We start from the raw sequence: 18,494 nt of genomic DNA, 5'->3' as shown, positions 1-18,494 counted from the left end.
CAGCGTGTCCGCGCCCTCTCCCCTCACCGTGCAGCGAATCGGGAGCCTTCGGGAGGCACAGCATGGGCGACAAAGCAGGTGCACACACCGGGGCCGCCGGCAGAGCACTCACGGCCGACCACCCCCGCTCCGTACGGAACGTGGTGCTGGTCGGCCACAGCGGTTCCGGCAAGACGACTCTGGTGGAGGCCCTCGCGCTGACCGCGGGGGTGGTGAACCGGGCGGGCCGCGTGGAGGACGGCGGCACCGTGTCCGACTACGACGAGATCGAGCACCGCCAGCAGCGCTCGATCCAGCTGTCCCTGGTCCCCGTGGAATGGGACGGCATCAAGATCAATCTGCTCGACACCCCCGGATACGCCGATTTCGTGGGCGAGTTGAGGGCCGGTCTGCGCGCTGCGGACGCGGCCCTCTTCGTCGTCTCGGCCGCCGAGGGCACGGAGGGCATCACCGGCGCGACCCGCATGGTGTGGGACGAGTGCGCGGCGGTGGGCATGCCGCGGGCGATCGTCGTCACGCACCTGGAGGCGGCCCGCGCCGACTTCGCCGCGATGACCGGCAGCTGCGCGGCGACCTTCGGCGGAGACGACCCGGACGCGGTGATTCCGCTGTATCTGCCGCAGTACGGGGACGAGGGCCCGGACGGCCACGCTCCGGTGACCGGTCTGGTCGGGCTGCTCTCGCAGCGGGTCTTCGACTACGCCTCGGGCGAGCGCAAGGAGCTGGATCCGGACGGCGCACAGGAGGCGCGGATCGCCGAGGCCCGTAACCGGCTCATCGAGGGGATCATCGCGGAGAGCGAGGACGAGACCCTCATGGACCGCTATCTGGGCGGCGAGACCATCGACTACAAGACCCTGGTGCAGGATCTGGAGCGCGCCGTGGCACGCGGCGTCTTCCACCCGGTGCTCGCCGCGGCCCCAGCGGCCGAGGGCGCCCGGCAGGGCCTCGGCACGGTCGAGCTCCTGGAACTGATCACCGGCGGCTTCCCGACGCCCCTGGAGCGCGAGACGCCCGCCGTCACCGCCCCGGACGGCACCGCGCGTGCGGCGCTTTCCTGCGACCCGGACGGTCCGCTGGCCGCCGAGGTCGTGAAGACGTCGTCCGACCCCTATGTGGGCCGGATCTCGCTGGTCCGGGTCTTCTCCGGGACGCTGCGCGCCGACGACACGGTGCACGTCTCGGGGCACGGCCTGGCCGACCGCGGCCACGAGGACCACGACGTCGACGAGCGCATCGGCGCCCTCTCCTCTCCGTTCGGCAAACAGCAGCGGACGCTCACGCGCTGCATCGCGGGCGACCTCGCGTGTGTGGCGAAGCTGAGCCGCGCCGAGACCGGGGACACGCTCTCGGCCAAGGAGAACCCGCTCCTCATGGAGCCATGGAGCATGCCGGACCCGCTGCTTCCGCTGGCGATCAGGGCGCACAGCAAGCCCGACGAGGACAAGCTGTCGCAGGGCCTGGCCCGCCTGGTGGCCGAGGACCCGACGATGCGTCTGGAGCAGAACCAGGACACCCACCAGGTGGTCCTCTGGTGCCTGGGCGAGGCGCACGCGGACGTGGCCCTGGAGCGGCTGCGCAGCCGCTACGGCGTCCAGGTCGACGTCGTGCCGCACCGCGTCGCCCTGCGCGAGACCTTCGGGGCCAGGGCGGCGGGCCGGGGCCGCCATGTGAAGCAGTCCGGCGGGCACGGGCAGTACGCGATCTGCGAGATCGAGGTGGAGCCGCTGCCCGGCGGGAGCGGCGTCGAGTTCGTCGACAAGGTCGTCGGCGGCGCCGTGCCACGCCAGTTCATCGCGTCCGTGGAGAAGGGCGTGCGCACCCAGGCCGCACGCGGCATCGGCGGCAGCCCGCTGGTCGACGTCCGCGTCACGCTCCTGGACGGCAAGGCGCACTCCGTCGACTCGTCCGACGCGGCGTTCCAGACGGCCGGCGCGCTCGCCCTGCGCGAGGCTGCGGCGGACACGAAGATCCACGTGCTCGAACCCGTCGCCGAGGTGCAGGTGCTGGTCGGCGACGCGTTCGTGGGCTCCGTGATGAGCGATCTGTCGGGGCGGCGCGGCCGCGTCGTGGGCACCGAGCAGTCGCCAGGCGGCCGCACCCTCGTACGGGCCGAGGTGCCGGAGATCGAGATCGGCCGGTACGCGGTGGACCTGCGCTCGCTCGCGCACGGAACGGGCCGTTTCAGCCGTAGTTACGTCCGGCACGAGCCGATGCCCGCACAGCTCGCGGCGAAGGTCCGCGAGGAGGCCGAGCAGGACGACTGACCCACTGACCGGCCCCGACCTCCCCCGCCGCCGCGTTCCGGCAGGGCGCGGCGGCGGCACGCCGGTGCACCGGGGCCCGGTGCCGGCGGGCCGAATGCCGCCCGTCCCGACTCGTGTGGGGACGGGCGGCATTCGGCCGCCCGATGACGGATGTCAGTGCGCCCCGATACATTGATGATCTGCCCGGCGGTGCGGTCAACGGCCGTGCGGGGTAAGGAAGTCGGGAAGGGCCGCAGAGCAGCGGCGGTGCGGCGATGGGGGCTTGCAGTGGCGGACATCGATTCGGCCTTCGATTTCACGCCGGGGGCGCAGGTGCCGCTCTCCGGCGCCGCGGGCGAGACGGCGGCGACGCACGCGCTGGCGTCGGCGGCGTACCGCGACAGCGATGTCGACGAGATACTGAAAGCGAACAACGACTGGCACAAGTCCGAGGTGAAGAAAGGCAAGTTGTCGCTCTTCAAGCCGGACCTCGGCGAGGCCTTCGCGCGCGCCGTGCAGGTGCGGATGCTCGGCGGCGCCCGCAAGCCGCTGATCCAGTCCTTCGGGATAGAGCCGCAGTCCGTGGTCGAGCACTGCCTCGCGGCCACCCGCATCCGCAAGGAGCGTGACACCCGACTCACCGCTGTGACCGTGCTGTTCGGGGTGCTGTTCCTGCCGGGACTGCTGCTGTGGCTGCTGATCTTCCAGGTCAAGAAGAGCCTCGGCGAGGGCAAGGACAAGAAGAAGTCCACGATCGGCACGGCGCTCCTGGCAGCCGCCTGCGTCCTGGCCGTGATCTTCCTGATCAAGCTGCCGTTCACGGGTTTCCTGGGGATATATCTGCGGGCCATGGTGATCGCCCCGGTGATCGGCTGGGTGCTCGCCAAGCAGATCTGTGAGCGTACGGCCCAGGATCTGCGCGGCCGCTGGGAGAGTCTGCTCGCCGGCGGCGGCATCGGCGCCAAGATCCCCGAGGCGGTGCCGGGTTCGCCCGGCGAGACGGCGGCCGAGCGGCTGCGCCAGGGCCTGGCCCGGCTCACCGCCGAGCAGCAGTCCAACTCCGTGTTCTACGCCGGGCCCAAGGGCATCCTCGGCATGGGAACCCGTTGGGGCAGCTGGCAGTTGGCGGAAGAGCTGGTGCCGCGCGCGGGCAGCTCGGAGATCCACCCGTTCCGCAGTTGGGACGTGGTGCGCGCGATCCACGACCAGCTGCGCATGCTGGAGCGCGGCCCGCTGCACACCGGCGGTTTCCCCACCCCGTCGATACGGCACTGGATCGTCTCCCCCGTGGCCGAGGGGGCGACGGAGGTGGCCCGTCCCTCCGGCACGGACGTGGAGGCCTTCCAGGTCAAGCCGCACGAGATACAGCGGATCTGCAACGAGCAGCAGTTCGGCAGCGGCGACCGCCACTATCTGGGTGTCCAGTTCCGGCTCTGGGACGGCCAGTTGGTGATCACGATGCTGATCACGGTGACGGTGCTGCACGAGACGCTGCGCATCGAGGTCACGGGCCATGCGCTCGGCCCGGTGCACTCCCTGTTCACGACCAAGCCGAAGGCGAAGACCAAGGAAGTCTCCAAGACGGTGAAGTTCTGGGAGACGCGGGAGGTGAAGCTGCCCCTGATAGAGGCCGACGACGTGGTGCGGCTCGCGGCCCGCGCGCCGTTCACCTGGTTCCCGCCGATCCTGGACTTCCTCGGCGGCAAGCTGGCCCTGCCGGAGCCGTTCGGCCTGCGGCACGCCTGGGCCGACAAGCCGTGGCGGCACCGCTTCATGGCGGACGACGCGCTGCGTGCGGCCACCCCGGTGCTGCGGGTGGTGCACGCCGCCGCGATGCGCGTCCTGGAGGAGAACTCCGTGGACACGGCGCGCTTCGCCAGCCGCTCGCTCACCCTCAGCGGCGCCGTCCAGGAGGCTTCGCCCACCAAGGCCGACGTGTACGACGCGTAGGGCCCCACGTCACTCGGCGCGTAGGGCCCGCGCCCACGCCGTACAACCCCCGCGTGCACGCGCGGGAGCGGCCCGGAAAAGCGCGATGGTGCTCACGTACGAGAGGACGTGAGCACCATCAGGGAACGGCGGGAGGTCAGCCCCGAGGCCAGGCGTCGGCCAGCATCTTGCGGGTGTCGCCCAGGAGTTGGGGCAGCACCTTGGTGTGGCCGACGACGGGCATGAAGTTCGTGTCGCCGCCCCAGCGGGGCACGATGTGCTGGTGCAGATGCGCGGCGATGCCGGCGCCGGCGACGGTGCCCTGGTTCATGCCGATGTTGAAGCCGTGCGCGCCCGAAGCGGTGCGCAGCGCGACCATGGCCTGCTTGGTGAGCTCGCCCAGCTCCACGGTCTCGGCGGTGGACAGCTCGGTGTAGTCCGCGACGTGCCGGTAGGGCACGACCATCAGGTGCCCGCCGTTGTACGGGTACAGGTTGAGCACCGCGTACACATGGTTGCCGCGTGCGACGATCAGGCCGTCCTCGTCGGACATCTCGGGGATCGAGCAGAACGGACAGCCGTCCCCGGCCCCCGGCCCGGTCGGCTTGTTCTCGCCCTGGATGTACGCCATCCGGTGGGGCGTCCACAGGCGCTGGAACGCGTCCTGCGTCCCCACTCCGTTCTGCTGCTCCGGGTCACTCGTCATGGTGTGCAGCATATGGCGTGGCCGGGGCCCGATGCGTCGCCGGGTCGGGCAGCGGGGAAGCCCGAGGCCCCGGAGCGCGACAACCGCGCTCCGGGGCCTCGCGACCACAACTCGGCTACGGGACGGACGTCCCGCCGGGATCAGACCGGGATCAGACCTGCACCCGCTCCTCGACGACCTTGGCGATCTTCGCGATGGCCTCGTCGACGGGGATGCCGTTCTCCTGCGAACCGTCGCGGTAGCGGAAGGAGACGGCGCCGGCGGCCATGTCCTCGTCGCCCGCGATGATCATGAAGGGCACCTTGGCCTTCTGGGCGTTGCGGATCTTCTTCTGCATCCGGTCGGAGGAGGAGTCCACCTCGACCCGCAGGCCCTGCTTCTTCGCCTTGGCGGCGAACTCCTGCAGGTACTCGACGTGCGCGTCACCGATTGGGATGCCCGTGGCCTGGACCGGGGCGAGCCACGCCGGGAAGGCGCCCGCGTAGTGCTCGAGGAGCACCGCGAAGAACCGCTCGATGGAGCCGAACAGGGCTCGGTGGATCATGACCGGGCGCTGCTTGGTGCCGTCCGGGCCGGTGTACTCCAGGTTGAAGCGCTCCGGCAGGTTGAAGTCCAGCTGGACCGTGGACATCTGCCAGGTCCGGCCGATCGCGTCCTTCGCCTGGACGGAGATCTTCGGGCCGTAGAACGCGGCGCCGCCCGGGTCCGGGGTCAGCGGCAGGCCCTGCTTCTCGGCGACCTGGGCGAGCACCTCGGTGGCCTCTTCCCAGACCTCGTCCGAGCCGACGTACTTCTCCGGGTCCTTGGTGGACAGCTCCAGGTAGAAGTCGTTCAGGCCGTAGTCGCGGAGCAGGCCGAGGACGAAGGTGAGCGTCTTGTCGAGCTCGTCCGCCATCTGCTCGCGGGTGCAGTAGATGTGCGCGTCGTCCTGCGTGAAGCCGCGGGCGCGGGTCAGGCCGTGCACGACGCCGGACTTCTCGTACCGGTACACGGTGCCGAACTCGAAGAGGCGCAGCGGCAGTTCACGGTACGAACGCCCGCGCGCGTCGAAGATCAGGTTGTGCATCGGGCAGTTCATGGGCTTGAGGTAGTAGTCCACGCCCTCGTCGAGCTGCATGGGCGGGTACATGCCGTCGGCGTACCAGTCCAGGTGGCCCGAGGTCTCGAAGAGCTTCCCCTTCGTGGCGTGCGGGGTGTAGACGAACTCGTACCCCTCCTCCTCGTGCCGGCGGCGCGAGTAGTCCTCCATCACGCGGCGGACGATGCCGCCCTTGGGGTGGAAGACCGCGAGGCCGGAGCCGATCTGCTCCGGGACGGAGAACAGGTCCAGCTCGTTGCCGAGGCGGCGGTGGTCGCGCTTCTCGGCCTCGGCGAGGAACTCCAGGTGCGCCTTCAGCTCGTCCTTGGACGGCCAGGCGGTGCCGTAGATGCGCTGCAGCATCGGGTTCTTCTCGCTGCCGCGCCAGTACGCCGCCGCGTTCCGCATCAGCTTGAACGCGGGGATGTTGCGGGTGGTCGGCAGGTGCGGACCGCGGCAGAGGTCCTTCCAGCACAGCTCGCCGGACTTCGGGTCGAGGTTGTCGTAGATGGTCAGCTCGCCGCCGCCCACCTCGACGTCCGCGCCGTCGTCGTGCGAGGCGGAGCCCTTGATGCCGATGAGCTCCAGCTTGTACGGCTCGTCGGCGAGCTCCTCGCGGGCGTCGTCGTCGGAGACGACGCGGCGGGAGAACCGCTGGCCGCGCTTCTGGATCTCCTGCATCTTCTTCTCGATGCGCTTGAGGTCCTCGGGAGTGAACGGCTCGGCGACGTCGAAGTCGTAGTAGAAGCCGTCCTTGACCGGCGGGCCGATGCCCAGCTTGGCCTCGGGGAAGAGCTCCTGCACTGCCTGCGCCATCACGTGCGCGGTGGAGTGGCGCAGGATGTTGAGGCCGTCCTCGGAGGAGATCTCGACCGGCTCGACCTCCTCGCCGTCCTGCACGGCGTACGCCAGGTCCTTCAGCTCGCCGCCCACGCGCGCGGCGACGACGGTGCGCTCACCGGGGAAGAGTTCGGCGGCCGTAGTGCCCGTCGTCACCACGCGCTCTTCCCGCTCGGAATCGCGTTGGATGATCACACGGACGTCTGACACCGGTCTCTCCTGCCTGAAGGTGGATGCGCGGCATCACTGCGTGCGCGCGCAAGAGGAATCGTACCGAGACCGTGGAGGCGTTCGCGAAACGGTTAGCGGGGGCCGGCTTCCGTGGTCCGAGCCGCACCGTTGACTCGGGCCCCCTCGATCGCGGTGTGGGCTGAATTTCCCGGACCCGCCCGCCTGAGACCTATTCCCCGCCGCACGCCTCCCCGAAGAAGTCCAGGTTCTCCTGCAGCGACTTCAGCATCCGGTCCCGCTCCGCCTCGTCCACCTGCACCGGCACCACCTCCGTGGCCCCGGACAGCCGACGGAAGCCCCCGCGGCTCTCCAGGCGGCCCTGCACCCGTACCGGCAGGCCGAGGAGATGAGCATGCCCCGCGATCCGGTACGCCTCCTCGTCCAGGGACATGCGTACGTGCGGGACCTCGGCCCCCGCGATCACCCGCAGCCGTACGGCGCCGCTCCCCCGCGGCCCCGCCCTGCGCATCCGTACGACGGTCCCGGTGATCTTGACGGGCATCGAGGGCTCGGCTCGGCGGTAGCGGGCGGAGGCCTCGCGCAGCACCGCCAGGTCGCCGGGCGAGAACTCGACGGACTCGGGCCGGGCCGCACACCCCTCGGGCGCCCCGGCCGCGGGCGCCCACGCGAGGTCGACGCAGGCCCCTTCCGTACCGCCTACGAGAGTGACCAGGGCCTCGGTCAACTCGTGGCTGACGCCTGCCTCGACGGCGGTGTCGAAGGCCTCCATGCCACCCGTGGCCCGGCGGTAGTCGACGGCCTCACGCGCAGCGCACAGCGCGTGGTACAGCCGTACGGCAAGGGGCCTGCCGGTGGCCGCGGGCACGAACGCGGTGAGCCTGCGGCCGCCGCGCGCGGGCCCCACCAGAACGCTCGCGAGAGAAGCGGCGGCAGCCCTGCGGTGCCGCGCCCCGTAGTACCCGGCCCGCTCGCGCACAGCGAGTGCCCCGGCGAGCAGCACCTGGCGCACGGAGTTCCGTAACTGCTCCTCGACGTTCCAGGCGGCGCTGCCCGCGGGCCCCTGCGGGACGTCCCGGGTCCAGGTCAGCTCGTCGCTGGGCACCGCGAGGCCGACGAGCACGGCGCGCGCGGACGGGGCGGCGCTGCGGGCGAGCGCGAGCAGGGCCTCGCTGAGCAGGTCGTCGCTGTCGGGGAAGGCGCGGCTCTCGGGGACGAGGAGGCTGGTGCCGGAGGCGCCGTCGGGCGGGGTCCAGCGGGCGTACCGGCCGGCCGCGCCGCCGCGCCGCCGCCAGCCGTGCCGGTCGAGCAGGACGCCGAGGACGCCGGGGTCCACGCGCGCGGCGTCCGGGTCCGGTAAGGCGCCGCCCACCAGGTCTGGGGGCATCAGGTGTGGGGGTTCGTCGATCGGGCGGTGCATCAGGGTCTCCCTCCCGTCCCGACGCGCGTCATGATCTCGCAGAGGGCCCGGTCGTCGAATATCCGCGAGGTCGGGATCCGCACCGTCGTCCTGTGCCGCCCCCGCACGGGGTGCCCGGCCAGGTTGGTCCAGTAGCAGCAGTGCCTGAGGTCGAGCCGGTCGTGCCCGGCGCGCAGCCAGTCGTCGCGGGACCGGGGCACGATCATCACGACCAGGATCTTGTGCACCGAGACCGGGGTGCGGGCCAGCTTCTCCAGGTGCGCGTTGTCGAGCGTGAACGAGAAGGCGGGGCCCGGGGGTTCGGGTGCGAGCTGGTACGTGCACTTGAGCTGCACCTTGATGGTGACCTCGTCGTCGACCGTGTGCCCGGGGGCGCTGTGGCTGACGTGCCAGTCGATGCCGTTGTCCGGAAAGGGCTGCGAGAGCGAACATCCGGCCGCGGCCGCGACGGCGTGCAGATAGCCCACCTGGAGGGTCTCCATGCAGGCGGTGGTGGCGAGCGTGCCGCGCAGCGGTGCGATCCGCTCGGGCAGCAGCCCACCCTGTTCGGGCTGCGCGAGCGCCATGGCGAACGAGCCTTCCGGGCCGAGGAGTTACTGAGGTGGTGCCGCGGCCCGCACACCCTGCCGGTTGCGCGCCGCACACCCCCGGACCGCCCAACGCATCGGCCCGTCACCTGTGTTGTCACCGCTGCGCGTATCGGGCAAACGGCCCGGGTATCACGAGTTCGGGCAGGCAGCGGGGCGCGTCGCGCCAGGGACGGCGGGCGGCCGCACGTCATCTGCCGTGCGGACACAGGGAGTTGCATCACCATGACGTGTTGGTACGAGGGACCACTTGCCGCATTCGACACCGAGACCACGGGCGTGGACGTGGAGAACGACCGCATCGTGTCGGCCGCGATCGTCGTCCAGGACACCCCGGGAGGCCGGGCGCGGGCGACGCGCTGGCTGGTCGACCCGGGCGTCCCGATCCCCGAAGAGGCCTCCGACATACACGGCCTGACGGAGGACCATCTGCACCGCTACGGCCGCTGGCCGGCGCCGGTGATGGAGGAGATAGGCCGCGAGCTGTCCGATCTCACCGCCGCGGGACGGCCGCTGGTGGTGATGAACGCGCCGTTCGACCTGACGCTCCTGGACCGGGAGCTGCGCCGGCACCGCGCGTCGTCGCTCCCGCACTACCTGGGGAGCCGCCCGCTGTGCGTCCTCGACCCGCGGGTCCTGGACAAGCACCTGGACCGCTACCGCAAGGGCCGCCGCACGCTCACCGACCTGTGCGCGCTGTACGAGGTGGAGCTCGCCGACGCCCACGACGCGGCGGCGGACGCGCTCGCCGCCCTGGAGGTGACCCGCGCGGTGGGGCGCCGTTTCGCGGCCCGGCTCGAACGCCTCTCGGCGGCCGAGCTGCACGCCCTGCAGGCGGTGTGGCACGCGGCCCAGGCGCACGGCCTGCAGGCGTGGTTCACCCGCAACGGCACTCCGGAGACGGTCGACCCGGCCTGGCCGCTGCGCCCGGAACTCCCGGCCGCCGCTTGAGAGTCGCAGAGCGGTACGGGGCTCTGCGTACACAAAAAGACCGGCCCGTCTGTGACGGACCGGTCTTTCCCGGTGGGCGATACTGGGTTCGAACCAGTGACCTCTTCGGTGTGAACGAAGCGCTCTCCCACTGAGCTAATCGCCCGGGAACGCACTGAACCATACAGGTCCCGACGGCCCTCCTCCAAACCGGTTCAGGACGCCTGCGCATCGCCCCGCGGCCGCCCTCGGTCAGCTCGTACCGAGATGCCCGATCAGTCCGCGTCGCCCCGCCCGCATCATCAGCGCGTGGTTGAGCAGGAACACCGGCCGCCCCGGAACGGCGAGGCGGCGCATCAACGTCCGTCGTACGTCGACCTCCTGCTCGTACACCACGCGCGTGCCGCGGCCGACCGGCGCGAGCGTCCAGCGCGCCCAGCCGTCGAGGTCGCCGGTCATGCGGATCTCCAGGACCCCGGCCGCCGGGTCGCGGCGCAGCTCGCGCACGGTGACGCGGAGGTCGTACGGCAGCGCGGAGCGGAACCTGGCGCGGCCGCTGTGCGCGTCGATCGGGATGACCTCGCGCACCTGCCGCCACCACAGCGGGTACTCCTCGGCGTTCTCCAGCACGGCGAAGACCGCTTCGGGACGCGCGGGCACGTTCCAGACGCTGCGGAAGCGGTAGTGGCACCAGTCCATGCCCCCGAGTCTGCGCGACGCCGGGCGCGTACTCAGCCGTATCTGAGTACGTACGCCCATGCCGGGTCGCCGTGACCCGGACCACACTGCAGGCATGACCACCTTTCCGTCACCGGCCGAAGAGCTGCGCATCCTGGACCACGAGCTGGGCCAACTGGAGGCGCGCCGCACCCAGTTGCTGGCCCGCCGGGCCTGGCTGGTGTCGGTCCTGGCCCAGCGGTCGGCGCCGCAGCCCGCGCCGACCGCGCCGCCCCGGCCGGCCGGACCCGCACCCCAGGCCTGGGGCCCGCGCCCGCGCGCGGAGTCGTCCCCGCCGAGCGTGCAGAACGTCCTGCTCGTCCTCGGCGGGCTCCTGCTGACCGTCGCCGCGCTGGCGTTCACGCTGGTCAGCTGGGGCCACATGGGCATCGCCGGCCGTTCGGCCGTGCTCGGCGCGGTGACCCTGGCGGCGCTCGGCGTGCCCGTCCTGCTGCAGCGCCGCGGCCTCGCCGCGACGGCGGAGGCGGTGGCCGCGCTCGGCCTGGTCCTGACGGTCCTCGACGCGTACGCCCTGCACCGGGTCGCGGTGCCGGACGCGGACGGCGCGGCCTACGCGGCGATCGCCTCGGCCGTGCTCTCCGCCCTCTGGGCCGGGTACGGAACGGCCCTGCCCCGGCTGCACGCACCGCTGCCGACCGCCGTGGTAGCGGCTCAACTCCCGCTGTTCCTCGGCACATTGGCGGCCGAAGGCGGCGCACACGCCCTGACGGTCGCCCTGCTCGCCACGGCCTCGGCTGACACGGTCCTCGCCCTGTGGGTCAAGCGGCTCTCCGTCCGCGCCACGGCCGCGTCCGGCGCGGCCCTCCTCGGCTTCATCGCCCTGACGATCGCGACGGCCCTGTCCTGGACGGCCGCCGACCCGGCCGCGGCCGCGCGCGCCGGCGTCCTGCTCCTCCTCGCCGCGGCGATCGCCCTGGGCGCGGCTCTGCGCACCCCGCACGCCCCGTCGGCCACGGCCTGCGCCGCCGTCGCAGGCCTCGCCACGGTCCTCGCCGCGGGCGGCGTCCTGCGCACAGCCCTCCCCGAGACCTGGACGGTCCCGGCCCATCTCCTGTGCGGCATCACCCTGTTGACGGCCGTACGCACCCGACTCCCCCTGGCCGTACGACGCGGCCTGGCCGCTGCCGCAGCGGTGCCCGTCGGCGTCGCGCTGCTGTGGGCCCTGCCGACCGCGGCCCTCTCCGTCGCGGGCCTGGCGCGCTGGGCCGAGCTGACCTGGACGGGCACGCCGCGTCAGGCCTACCTGGACGCCCCGGTCACCGCCGGAGCGGCAGTCCCGGTGACGCTGCTCGCGCTCGCCGCCACCGCCTGGGCCGCGCACCGGCTCACACGGGCCGACGAGGCATGGCGCGCCCGAAGCACCACAGCCGCCTGCGCCGCTCCGGCCCTCTTCTGGTCCGCGCTCTCCACCCTGCCCCTGACCCTCGAACTCCCTTACGCGGCCGCTCTCGCCACGCACACCGCACTGGCCCTGGCGTCCCTGGGCGCCGCCACCGCGCTGGCCCGCGCCGCGCGTCCGCACCTCGCATGGGTCCTGCTCGCCTGCGGCCTGACCTCGGCGGTGGGCGCTGCGCTGCTGTCCCTCGCCACGGAGCCCGCGACCTTCACGGTGCTCGCCGCCCTGCTCGCCGGCTGCGTCGCGGCCGCCGCGCTGCACGCGGACGACGCCCGCCGCGCGCTCCTCGCCTGCACCGCGACGCTCTGGGCCACCGCCCTCGCCGTCGCAGGCCCGGCCGCCCTCGACCTGCCGCCGCACCGCACGGCCCTCGTGGTCCTCGCGGTGCCGGTCGCGACCGCGCTGCTCGCCGCCCGTCTGCGCACGCTCCGCGTCGCCCTGCCCCTGGAGATCGAGGGCGCGGCGGCCGCCGGCCTCGCCGTGGCGCTGTCCTCCGGCCACGCCCCGAGCCTGGCCCTGACCCTCGCCCTGACCGGCGTGATCGCGGCAGCCACAGCCCTGCGCCCCGACCGCCGCCCGGTGTCGTACGCCGCGGGCGCCCTGTTCGCCGCGGCGTGCTGGGTGCGCCTGGCCGCATGGGACGTGACGGCCCCTGAGGCGTACACGCTGCCGGTGACGCTCCCCGCGCTCGCGGTCGGCTTCCTGCGCCGCCGACGCGCCCCTGAGGCGTCCTCCTGGTCCGCTTACGGGCCCGGCCTCGCCGCCACTCTGCTGCCCAGCCTGATCGCCGCCTGGACCGACCCGCACTGGCTGCGCCCGCTCCTGCTCGGCCTCGCCGCCCTGGCCGTCACGCTGCTCGGCGCCCACCACCGGCTGCAGGCCCCGCTGACGCTCGGCGGCACGGTGCTCGCCCTGGTCGCCGCGCACGAGCTCGCGCCGTACGTCGTCCAGGTCGTCGGCGCCCTCCCCCGCTGGCTGCCCCCGGCCCTGGCCGGACTGCTCCTGCTCGCCGTGGGCGCGACGTACGAACAGCGCCTGCGCGACGCCAGACGGCTGCGGGACGCCCTCGGCCGCATGCACTGACACCACCGCGGAAGGGCGGAAACGACGAAGGTCCGTGAGACGGGATGTCTCACGGACCTTCGGCCGGGTGGGCGATACTGGGTTCGAACCAGTGACCTCTTCGGTGTGAACGAAGCGCTCTCCCACTGAGCTAATCGCCCCGGGCGCACAGAGAACATTACCGCACTTCAGACGGGCCTTTGACCACGCCTGCGAGCAGCGCCCTCACTCGTCGATCTTCCACGGCATGACGATGCCGAACTTCCACACGTAGATCCCGAGCAGGACGCCGATGATCACGAGGCCGACGGACGTCAGGATGATGTTCCGCCGGCGCACCTTGGGGTCGAGCGCGCGCTGCGCCGCCTCGGTGACCTTCCGCTTGGTCCAGCGCAGCACGAGCTGCGCCCACACGAACTCCGTCGCCCAGATCGCCATACCGCAGAAGATCACGACCCAGCCGGGACCAGGCAGCGGCAGCATGATGATGCCGCCGACCACGACGGCCAGACCCACGATGAAGACGCCGACCTGCCAGCTCAGGTGCAGAGCACGGCGACGCTTGATGAACTTCGGCGCTTTGGATCCGAGCCCCTGCTCGTCCTGTGCTGCGGCGGCCGGCTCGGCGGCCGAGCCCACCTCACTGCGCTCGTCACTCCCCGTATTCATACGGCCGACATTACCGGACGGGAACGCGTCACCGGAATGGACGTATGAACGAACGGCCCGACGGCTGTACGAGCTACTGAAAGCCTCTCAAATCCCTCAGAGGGGTTTACAACGGCATCGTAGGTGGCATGTCGATTTCGCCGACGTGCGAATCCCCGAGCGCACACTGAGCGAAAGGCCCTGGCGCTTATGAACACCACGGTCAGCTGCGAGCTGCACCTGCGCCTCGTTGTGTCGAGCGAGTCCTCACTCCCTGTACCCGCAGGACTGCGGTATGACACGGCCGATCCCTACGCCGTGCACGCCACCTTCCACACCGGAGCCGAAGAGACGGTCGAGTGGGTCTTCGCCCGCGACCTTCTCGCCGAGGGTCTGCACAGGCCCACGGGCACCGGCGACGTCCGTGTCTGGCCGTCACGCAGTCACGGTCAGGGCGTCGTCTGCATCGCCCTGAGCTCTCCGGAAGGCGAGGCTCTGCTCGAGGCCCCGGCGCGGGCCCTGGAATCCTTCCTCAAGAGGACGGACGCCGCGGTGCCACCCGGTACCGAACACCGTCACTTCGACCTCGACACGGAGCTCTCCCACATCCTCGCCGAGAGCTGACGAGGCCGACCGGCAAGCAGCCCGCAGCCGCCCGACTCGGGGAGGCGGCGCGGGCCCAGACAACCTCATACAGGCAGTGCTCGGTGCCGTCGCCGCGGGTTCCCCCGCAGCGACGGCACCGATGTGTTCGAATCGAGCCGCTAGCATCGGCCAGCATCAGCGGGCGCCCGCCCGGACCCAAGGCCCTGGAGCGATTCGTGCTGATCACCCACGACACCCGGTGCGCACTCGAAGCGGTGTGCGCACTGGTGAACTCCGCGCCGGAGGACGACAAGCCCGACGACCTCGCGGACGTCGCGGCCCTCGACGCCTTCGTACGGACGCATTCCATCAGCGATGTCGGGCGGCTGACCGAGGACGACCTGGCGGCGGTGCGGGGCGTGCGGGCCCGGTTCGCCGCCGTGTTCCCGGCGGACGACGCGCGGGGCGCCGCGCACACCATCAACGAGCTGGTCGCCGCGGCCGGCACCACGCCGAGGCTGACCGACCACGACGGCTACGACTGGCACGTGCACTACTTCGCGCCCGGCGCCTCCGTGGCCGACCACCTCGCCGCCGACGGAGGCATGGCGCTCGCCTTCTTCATCGTCGCCGGGGAGCAGGAGCGGCTGCGCCGGTGTGAGGCGCCGGACTGCCAGCACGCCTTCGTGGATCTGTCCCGTAACCGGTCCCGGCGCTACTGCGACAGCCGGACCTGCGGCAACCGTCTGCACGTCGCCGCGTACCGGGCCCGGCGCAAGGAGGCCGCGGCGGGCTGACCGCCGATGTGCGCACGACAGCGGGGCGGGGCGGCGTTCACAAGAAATAGAGATCGTGCATCGCCGCCGCCAGGAGGAGGCAGCCGACCACTCCGAGGAAGATCATCAGGGGCGGCTGGGAGAGCGCGAAGAGGCAGCCTCGCGGCTCGGACGTGGGTGCGGGGACCTGGCCCCGGGGTGTTTCCTGCATCTCGCGGCGATCATGGCGCAGGGCACCACGAGGGCAGGATCAACACGCCCGGTACCAGCGGGAGTTCGCCGGATCACGTGGTCTTTCGCGGCGGCTCTCAGATGCCGTGCTTCTTCAGAATCGCTTCGATGTCCGAGAAGTCGTCCGCAGGTGCGGGATCGGTCTGCTTCGCGCGCTGCTTTCCCTGCTGTCTCTCCTGGTGCTTCGGGGCGGGCGCCGCCGTACGGCCCGCGCCGAGGGAGGGGGCGGAGGCCTGCGGGGCGACGGCGTCCTGCTCGGCGGCCTGCACCTCTCTTCGGCCGCTGCGCCGCTCGACCGCGCGCGTCGTCATGAACAGCAGCCAGGCGAGGCCGAGGAGGCCCACTCCGATCCACGTGCTCGGCTTGAAGACCAGGTCGAAGACCCACTCGACGGCCCCGGTCAGGACCAGGCCGATGGGCACGAGCGAGTAGGCAGCGATCCGGGTCGCGGTCAGGAAACGCTTGCGGTACGCGGTGATCGCGGCGATGCCCAGGCCTGCCGCGGACACGGCGGAGCAGATGGTCTCGGCAAGCATCCGGTCCTCCAGCTGGGCCTCGGGGTCACGTCCTGGTTCCATCGTGCACCGGTCGGGGTCCTCGGGGCCACGATCCGGGGCGACCTCAGGGAGATCTCCGGGTCCGGCCCCCGCTGAGGTCAGGGTCAGGTCCGGGTTGGGGGCCTCGTGGCGCTCCTGTGAGACTGTCCCCATGAGCGACTCTTCCCTCGGATCCCCTCTCGACCCCGCCGCCCGCCCCGTGCTCGACGTCTGGTGCGAGCTCCAGTGCCCCGACTGCCGCGCCGCCCTCGATGACGTCCGCGCCCTGCGCGCCCGCTACGGCGACCGGATCGAGCTGCGCCTGCGGCACTTCCCCCTGGAGAAGCACAAGCACTCCTTCGCCGCCGCCCAGGCCGCCGAGGAGGCCGCGGAGCAGGGTCAGGCCTGGCCGTACGTGGAGGCCGTGCTCGCCCGTGTCGAGGAGTTCGACCGCAAGGGCGAGGCGCTGCTCATGGACGTGGCCCGCGAAATCGGCCTGGACGCCGAGGAGTTGGACACCGCGCTGATCGACGGCCGGCACATCCTGATCGTCGACGCCGACCAGGCCGAGGGCAAGGCGATCGGCGTCACCGGCACCCCGACGTACGTCATCGGCGGCGAGCGGCTTGACGGCGGGAAGAGCCAGGAGGGGCTGCGGGAGCGGATCGAGGAGATCGTCGACCGGCTGCTCGCCGGCTGACCTCCGGCCCCGCGCGCCCGGGGTCAGAGCAGGGGTTTGTAGAGGTGGTACGTGAGCGGCTCGTAGCCCAGCGACTCGTACAGGCGCAGGGCCGGGGTGTTGCCCGCGAAGACGTTGAGGCCGATGGTGCCTGCTCGCGCGTCGGCGGCCTGGCGCTCGGCGAGCAGCATCAGGGAGCGGCCGTGGCCGTGCCCGCGGTGCTGCTCGTCCACCTCCACGTCGTATACGAACGCCCCGTCCTCCTGCAGTGCGAGCCAGAGCGTGCCGACGTCTGTGCCTTCGTGCGTGAGGACGCTCAGCAGGGCGCCGGCCGTGGCGAGGCCGTCCGGAAGGAGCCGGGCGTAGTCCCGCTCCGACTTGGCGCGCGCCTGCTCCTCCGGGACTCCGCGCGCCATCCAGGTCCGCGCGTACGAGGCCTTTTTCGCCGCCAGCCAGTCCGGGTACTCGGACTCGGTCAGCGGCCGTCCCGTGCTGCCTGCCGGCAGTTCGGGCGGGCCGGAGGCGGGGAGCGGCTTGGCCATCCGGCGGTTGCGCTCCACGTACCCGAGGGCCGTCGCCAGGCTCAGGGCCGCCGGGGCCGCGGCCGGGATCGTCGCCTCGACGCGGGTGCAGCCCCAGCCGCGCAGCACCTCCTCGGCGGCGAGCGCGGCGACGGTGCCGCGGCCGCGATGGCGGTCCGGCTCGTCGATCGCGAGGTACCGGACATGGCCCACGGTGGGGCCGAAGACGGGGTGCGTGGCGATCTCGGTCGTGCCCACGGGGCGGCTGTTCACGCACACTTGGTAGGTGCGTGAACGCACTCCGTCCGTATCGCGCTGGATCGGCCCGGTCGGCCGCAGGGTCGTGGTCATCACGGGATTTCTACCCGCTGCCGGACCCCTCGGTCATCCGGTTTCCGACGTGGCCGGTTCGCTCACGGGTCGAGGTCGTCGCCCGAGCGCTCGTCGAAGATCCGCATGGCCTTGGCGGTCACCGGGCCCGGGGCGCCAGGGAGTTGGCGGTCGTCGACGCGGTGGACGGCCTGGACGTCGCGGAGCGTGGAGGTCAGGAACACCTCGTCGGCGCGGTCGAGGACGTCGAGCGGCAGGTCGGTCTCGCGGGCCCCGGTCCACTCGACGGCGAGGGCGCGGGTGATCCCGGCGAGGCAGCCGGAGGCGACCGGCGGGGTGTGGATCTCGCCGTCGAGGACGACGAAGACGTTGGAGCCGGTGCCCTCGCAGAGCTGCCCCACGGTGTTCGCGAACAGCGCCTCGCTGGCCCCCGCCTCGTGCGCCCGCGCGAGCGCGACCACGTTCTCCGCGTACGAGGTGGTCTTCAGGCCGGCCAGCGCGCTGCGTTCGTTGCGCGTCCAGGGGACGGTGATCACCGCGGTGCTGTCCGGGCGGCGGGTCACCTCGCCGAGCGCGACGACGAGGGTCTGGCCCTGGTCCCCGCGGTCGGAGCCGAGCGGCGAGAGGCCTCCGGTGTAGGTGATGCGGAGGCGGCCGAGCGGCATCGGGTTGGCCTCGAGGACCGCGGCGCAGGCGCGGCGCACCTCGTCGAGGTCGGGCTCGGGCAGGCCGAGTCCGCGCGCGGAGCGGGCCAGGCGGTCGAGGTGGCGGGTGAGCGCGAAGGCCTGCCCGTCGGTCGCCTTGAGGGTCTCGAACACCCCGTCGCCCACGGTCAGTCCGTGGTCGAAGACAGAGACGCGAGCCGAGTCGAGCTCCTGCAGCTCGCCGTTGAGCCAGATCTTCACGTGCGGCTTCCTCCCATTACGTCGTACGTCCCTGACGCTACCGCGAGCAGTCGCGCCGCCTTGAGCTCGGTCTCCTGCCACTCGCGTTCGGGGTCGGAGCCCCAGGTGATGCCGGCGCCGGTGCCGAAGCGGAGCACGCCCTCGGCGCGGTCGGCCCAGAAG

At 72.1% G+C, this 18,494-nt stretch carries 18 protein-coding genes and 2 tRNA genes; 7 read left to right on the top strand and 13 right to left on the bottom strand.

Features of this window, described 5'->3' with window-relative positions; all coding sequences use genetic code 11:
• The first annotated feature begins 62 nt into the window (after nucleotides 1-62).
• Both QIS96_RS33540 and QIS96_RS33535 read left to right on the top strand, forming a co-directional pair.
• The gene (locus QIS96_RS33540; protein WP_282546604.1) at nucleotides 63-2,267 is read left to right on the top strand and encodes an elongation factor G-like protein EF-G2; all 2,205 of its coding nucleotides are present in this window, start codon (nucleotides 63-65) and stop codon (nucleotides 2,265-2,267) included.
• 276 nt (nucleotides 2,268-2,543) lie between these two features.
• Nucleotides 2,544-4,196, top strand: coding sequence for a hypothetical protein (locus QIS96_RS33535; RefSeq protein WP_408907301.1), 1,653 nt, complete (start codon nucleotides 2,544-2,546; stop codon nucleotides 4,194-4,196).
• 136 nt (nucleotides 4,197-4,332) lie between these two features.
• On the opposite strand, the gene QIS96_RS33530 is transcribed toward QIS96_RS33535, so the two are convergent.
• The 4 genes from QIS96_RS33530 to QIS96_RS33515 form a co-directional block, all read right to left on the bottom strand.
• Nucleotides 4,333-4,893, bottom strand: coding sequence for an HIT family protein (locus QIS96_RS33530; RefSeq protein ID WP_282546602.1), 561 nt, complete (start codon nucleotides 4,891-4,893; stop codon nucleotides 4,333-4,335).
• A gap of 139 nt (nucleotides 4,894-5,032) precedes the next feature.
• Complete coding sequence (gene thrS, locus QIS96_RS33525; protein WP_282546601.1) at nucleotides 5,033-7,009, bottom strand: threonine--tRNA ligase; 1,977 nt, start codon at nucleotides 7,007-7,009, stop codon at nucleotides 5,033-5,035.
• Nucleotides 7,010-7,199: 190 nt separating this feature from the next.
• Nucleotides 7,200-8,408: a hypothetical protein gene (locus QIS96_RS33520; protein ID WP_408907299.1), complete on the bottom strand. Its 1,209-nt coding sequence runs from the start codon at nucleotides 8,406-8,408 to the stop codon at nucleotides 7,200-7,202.
• On the bottom strand, nucleotides 8,408-8,974 hold the full coding sequence (locus QIS96_RS33515; protein ID WP_282546600.1) for a DUF4365 domain-containing protein: 567 nt from the start codon (nucleotides 8,972-8,974) through the stop codon (nucleotides 8,408-8,410). Before QIS96_RS33515 ends, QIS96_RS33520 begins: the two co-directional genes overlap by 1 nt.
• 246 nt (nucleotides 8,975-9,220) lie before the next feature.
• On the opposite strand from QIS96_RS33515, the gene QIS96_RS33510 reads away from it, so the two are divergent.
• A complete protein-coding gene (locus tag QIS96_RS33510; RefSeq protein ID WP_282546599.1) occupies nucleotides 9,221-9,946 on the top strand; it encodes a 3'-5' exonuclease in 726 nt (241 codons plus the stop codon).
• A gap of 73 nt (nucleotides 9,947-10,019) precedes the next feature.
• Here the strand turns inward: QIS96_RS33510 and QIS96_RS33505 are convergent.
• Both QIS96_RS33505 and QIS96_RS33500 read right to left on the bottom strand, forming a co-directional pair.
• A tRNA-Val gene (locus QIS96_RS33505) sits at nucleotides 10,020-10,091 on the bottom strand.
• Between the two features lie 86 nt (nucleotides 10,092-10,177).
• The gene (locus QIS96_RS33500; protein ID WP_282546598.1) at nucleotides 10,178-10,624 is read right to left on the bottom strand and encodes an SRPBCC family protein; all 447 of its coding nucleotides are present in this window, start codon (nucleotides 10,622-10,624) and stop codon (nucleotides 10,178-10,180) included.
• 94 nt (nucleotides 10,625-10,718) lie between these two features.
• Here QIS96_RS33500 and QIS96_RS33495 point away from each other — a divergent pair, with 94 nt between their 5' ends.
• Nucleotides 10,719-13,142, top strand: a complete 2,424-nt coding sequence (locus tag QIS96_RS33495) for an SCO7613 C-terminal domain-containing membrane protein (protein ID WP_282546597.1) — start codon at nucleotides 10,719-10,721, stop codon at nucleotides 13,140-13,142.
• Between the two features lie 68 nt (nucleotides 13,143-13,210).
• Here the strand turns inward: QIS96_RS33495 and QIS96_RS33490 are convergent.
• Together QIS96_RS33490 and QIS96_RS33485 are read right to left on the bottom strand one after the other, a co-directional pair.
• Nucleotides 13,211-13,282, bottom strand: a tRNA-Val gene (locus QIS96_RS33490).
• Nucleotides 13,283-13,346: 64 nt separating this feature from the next.
• Nucleotides 13,347-13,790 carry a TIGR02611 family protein gene (locus tag QIS96_RS33485; protein WP_282546596.1) on the bottom strand — a complete coding sequence of 148 codons (444 nt, stop codon included), beginning with the start codon at nucleotides 13,788-13,790 and terminating at the stop codon, nucleotides 13,347-13,349.
• Between the two features lie 189 nt (nucleotides 13,791-13,979).
• On the opposite strand from QIS96_RS33485, the gene QIS96_RS33480 reads away from it, so the two are divergent.
• Nucleotides 13,980-14,393 (top strand): SsgA family sporulation/cell division regulator, encoded by a 414-nt coding sequence (locus QIS96_RS33480; RefSeq protein ID WP_003959770.1) that lies wholly within the window; start codon nucleotides 13,980-13,982, stop codon nucleotides 14,391-14,393.
• Nucleotides 14,394-14,590: 197 nt separating this feature from the next.
• On the top strand, nucleotides 14,591-15,151 hold the full coding sequence (locus tag QIS96_RS33475) for a CGNR zinc finger domain-containing protein (RefSeq protein WP_282546595.1): 561 nt from the start codon (nucleotides 14,591-14,593) through the stop codon (nucleotides 15,149-15,151).
• 37 nt (nucleotides 15,152-15,188) lie between these two features.
• Here the strand turns inward: QIS96_RS33475 and QIS96_RS33470 are convergent, their stop codons facing one another.
• On the bottom strand, nucleotides 15,189-15,341 hold the full coding sequence (locus tag QIS96_RS33470; RefSeq protein WP_282546594.1) for a hypothetical protein: 153 nt from the start codon (nucleotides 15,339-15,341) through the stop codon (nucleotides 15,189-15,191).
• A 97-nt stretch (nucleotides 15,342-15,438) separates the two neighbouring features.
• Complete coding sequence (locus tag QIS96_RS33465) at nucleotides 15,439-15,897, bottom strand: hypothetical protein (protein WP_282546642.1); 459 nt, start codon at nucleotides 15,895-15,897, stop codon at nucleotides 15,439-15,441.
• A gap of 172 nt (nucleotides 15,898-16,069) precedes the next feature.
• Between QIS96_RS33465 and QIS96_RS33460 the strand changes: the two genes are divergently transcribed.
• Entirely contained in the window at nucleotides 16,070-16,597 is a 528-nt protein-coding gene (locus QIS96_RS33460) for a DsbA family protein (RefSeq protein ID WP_282546593.1), read from the top strand.
• Nucleotides 16,598-16,620: 23 nt separating this feature from the next.
• On the opposite strand, the gene QIS96_RS33455 is transcribed toward QIS96_RS33460, so the two are convergent.
• The 3 genes from QIS96_RS33455 to QIS96_RS33445 all read right to left on the bottom strand — a co-directional run.
• Entirely contained in the window at nucleotides 16,621-17,448 is an 828-nt protein-coding gene (locus tag QIS96_RS33455) for a GNAT family N-acetyltransferase (RefSeq protein WP_282546592.1), read from the bottom strand.
• A 62-nt stretch (nucleotides 17,449-17,510) separates the two neighbouring features.
• Nucleotides 17,511-18,332 (bottom strand): aminotransferase class IV, encoded by an 822-nt coding sequence (locus QIS96_RS33450; protein WP_282546591.1) that lies wholly within the window; start codon nucleotides 18,330-18,332, stop codon nucleotides 17,511-17,513.
• The coding region (locus tag QIS96_RS33445; protein WP_282546641.1) for a chorismate-binding protein at nucleotides 18,329-18,494 on the bottom strand (166 nt) is incomplete at its 5' end. The genes QIS96_RS33445 and QIS96_RS33450, both read right to left, overlap by 4 nt.

Origin of the sequence: Streptomyces cavernicola (genome assembly GCF_029968035.1) — a bacterium.
GTDB lineage: Bacteria > Actinomycetota > Actinomycetes > Streptomycetales > Streptomycetaceae > Streptomyces > Streptomyces cavernicola.
This window is presented reverse-complemented; position numbering and strand designations above follow the sequence as displayed.

Coding starts and splice junctions, on each gene's coding strand:
- QIS96_RS33540 (WP_282546604.1), top strand. CDS start 63: ATGGGCGACAAAGCAGGTGCACACACCGGGGCCGCCGGCAGAGCACTC.
- QIS96_RS33530 (WP_282546602.1), bottom strand. CDS start 4,893: ATGCTGCACACCATGACGAGTGACCCGGAGCAGCAGAACGGAGTGGGG.
- QIS96_RS33520 (WP_408907299.1), bottom strand. CDS start 8,408: ATGCACCGCCCGATCGACGAACCCCCACACCTGATGCCCCCAGACCTG.
- QIS96_RS33515 (WP_282546600.1), bottom strand. CDS start 8,974: ATGGCGCTCGCGCAGCCCGAACAGGGTGGGCTGCTGCCCGAGCGGATC.
- QIS96_RS33510 (WP_282546599.1), top strand. CDS start 9,221: ATGACGTGTTGGTACGAGGGACCACTTGCCGCATTCGACACCGAGACC.
- QIS96_RS33500 (WP_282546598.1), bottom strand. CDS start 10,624: ATGGACTGGTGCCACTACCGCTTCCGCAGCGTCTGGAACGTGCCCGCG.
- QIS96_RS33495 (WP_282546597.1), top strand. CDS start 10,719: ATGACCACCTTTCCGTCACCGGCCGAAGAGCTGCGCATCCTGGACCAC.
- QIS96_RS33485 (WP_282546596.1), bottom strand. CDS start 13,790: ATGAATACGGGGAGTGACGAGCGCAGTGAGGTGGGCTCGGCCGCCGAG.
- QIS96_RS33480 (WP_003959770.1), top strand. CDS start 13,980: ATGAACACCACGGTCAGCTGCGAGCTGCACCTGCGCCTCGTTGTGTCG.
- QIS96_RS33470 (WP_282546594.1), bottom strand. CDS start 15,341: ATGCAGGAAACACCCCGGGGCCAGGTCCCCGCACCCACGTCCGAGCCG.
- QIS96_RS33465 (WP_282546642.1), bottom strand. CDS start 15,897: ATGCTTGCCGAGACCATCTGCTCCGCCGTGTCCGCGGCAGGCCTGGGC.
- QIS96_RS33460 (WP_282546593.1), top strand. CDS start 16,070: ATGAGCGACTCTTCCCTCGGATCCCCTCTCGACCCCGCCGCCCGCCCC.
- QIS96_RS33455 (WP_282546592.1), bottom strand. CDS start 17,448: ATGACCACGACCCTGCGGCCGACCGGGCCGATCCAGCGCGATACGGAC.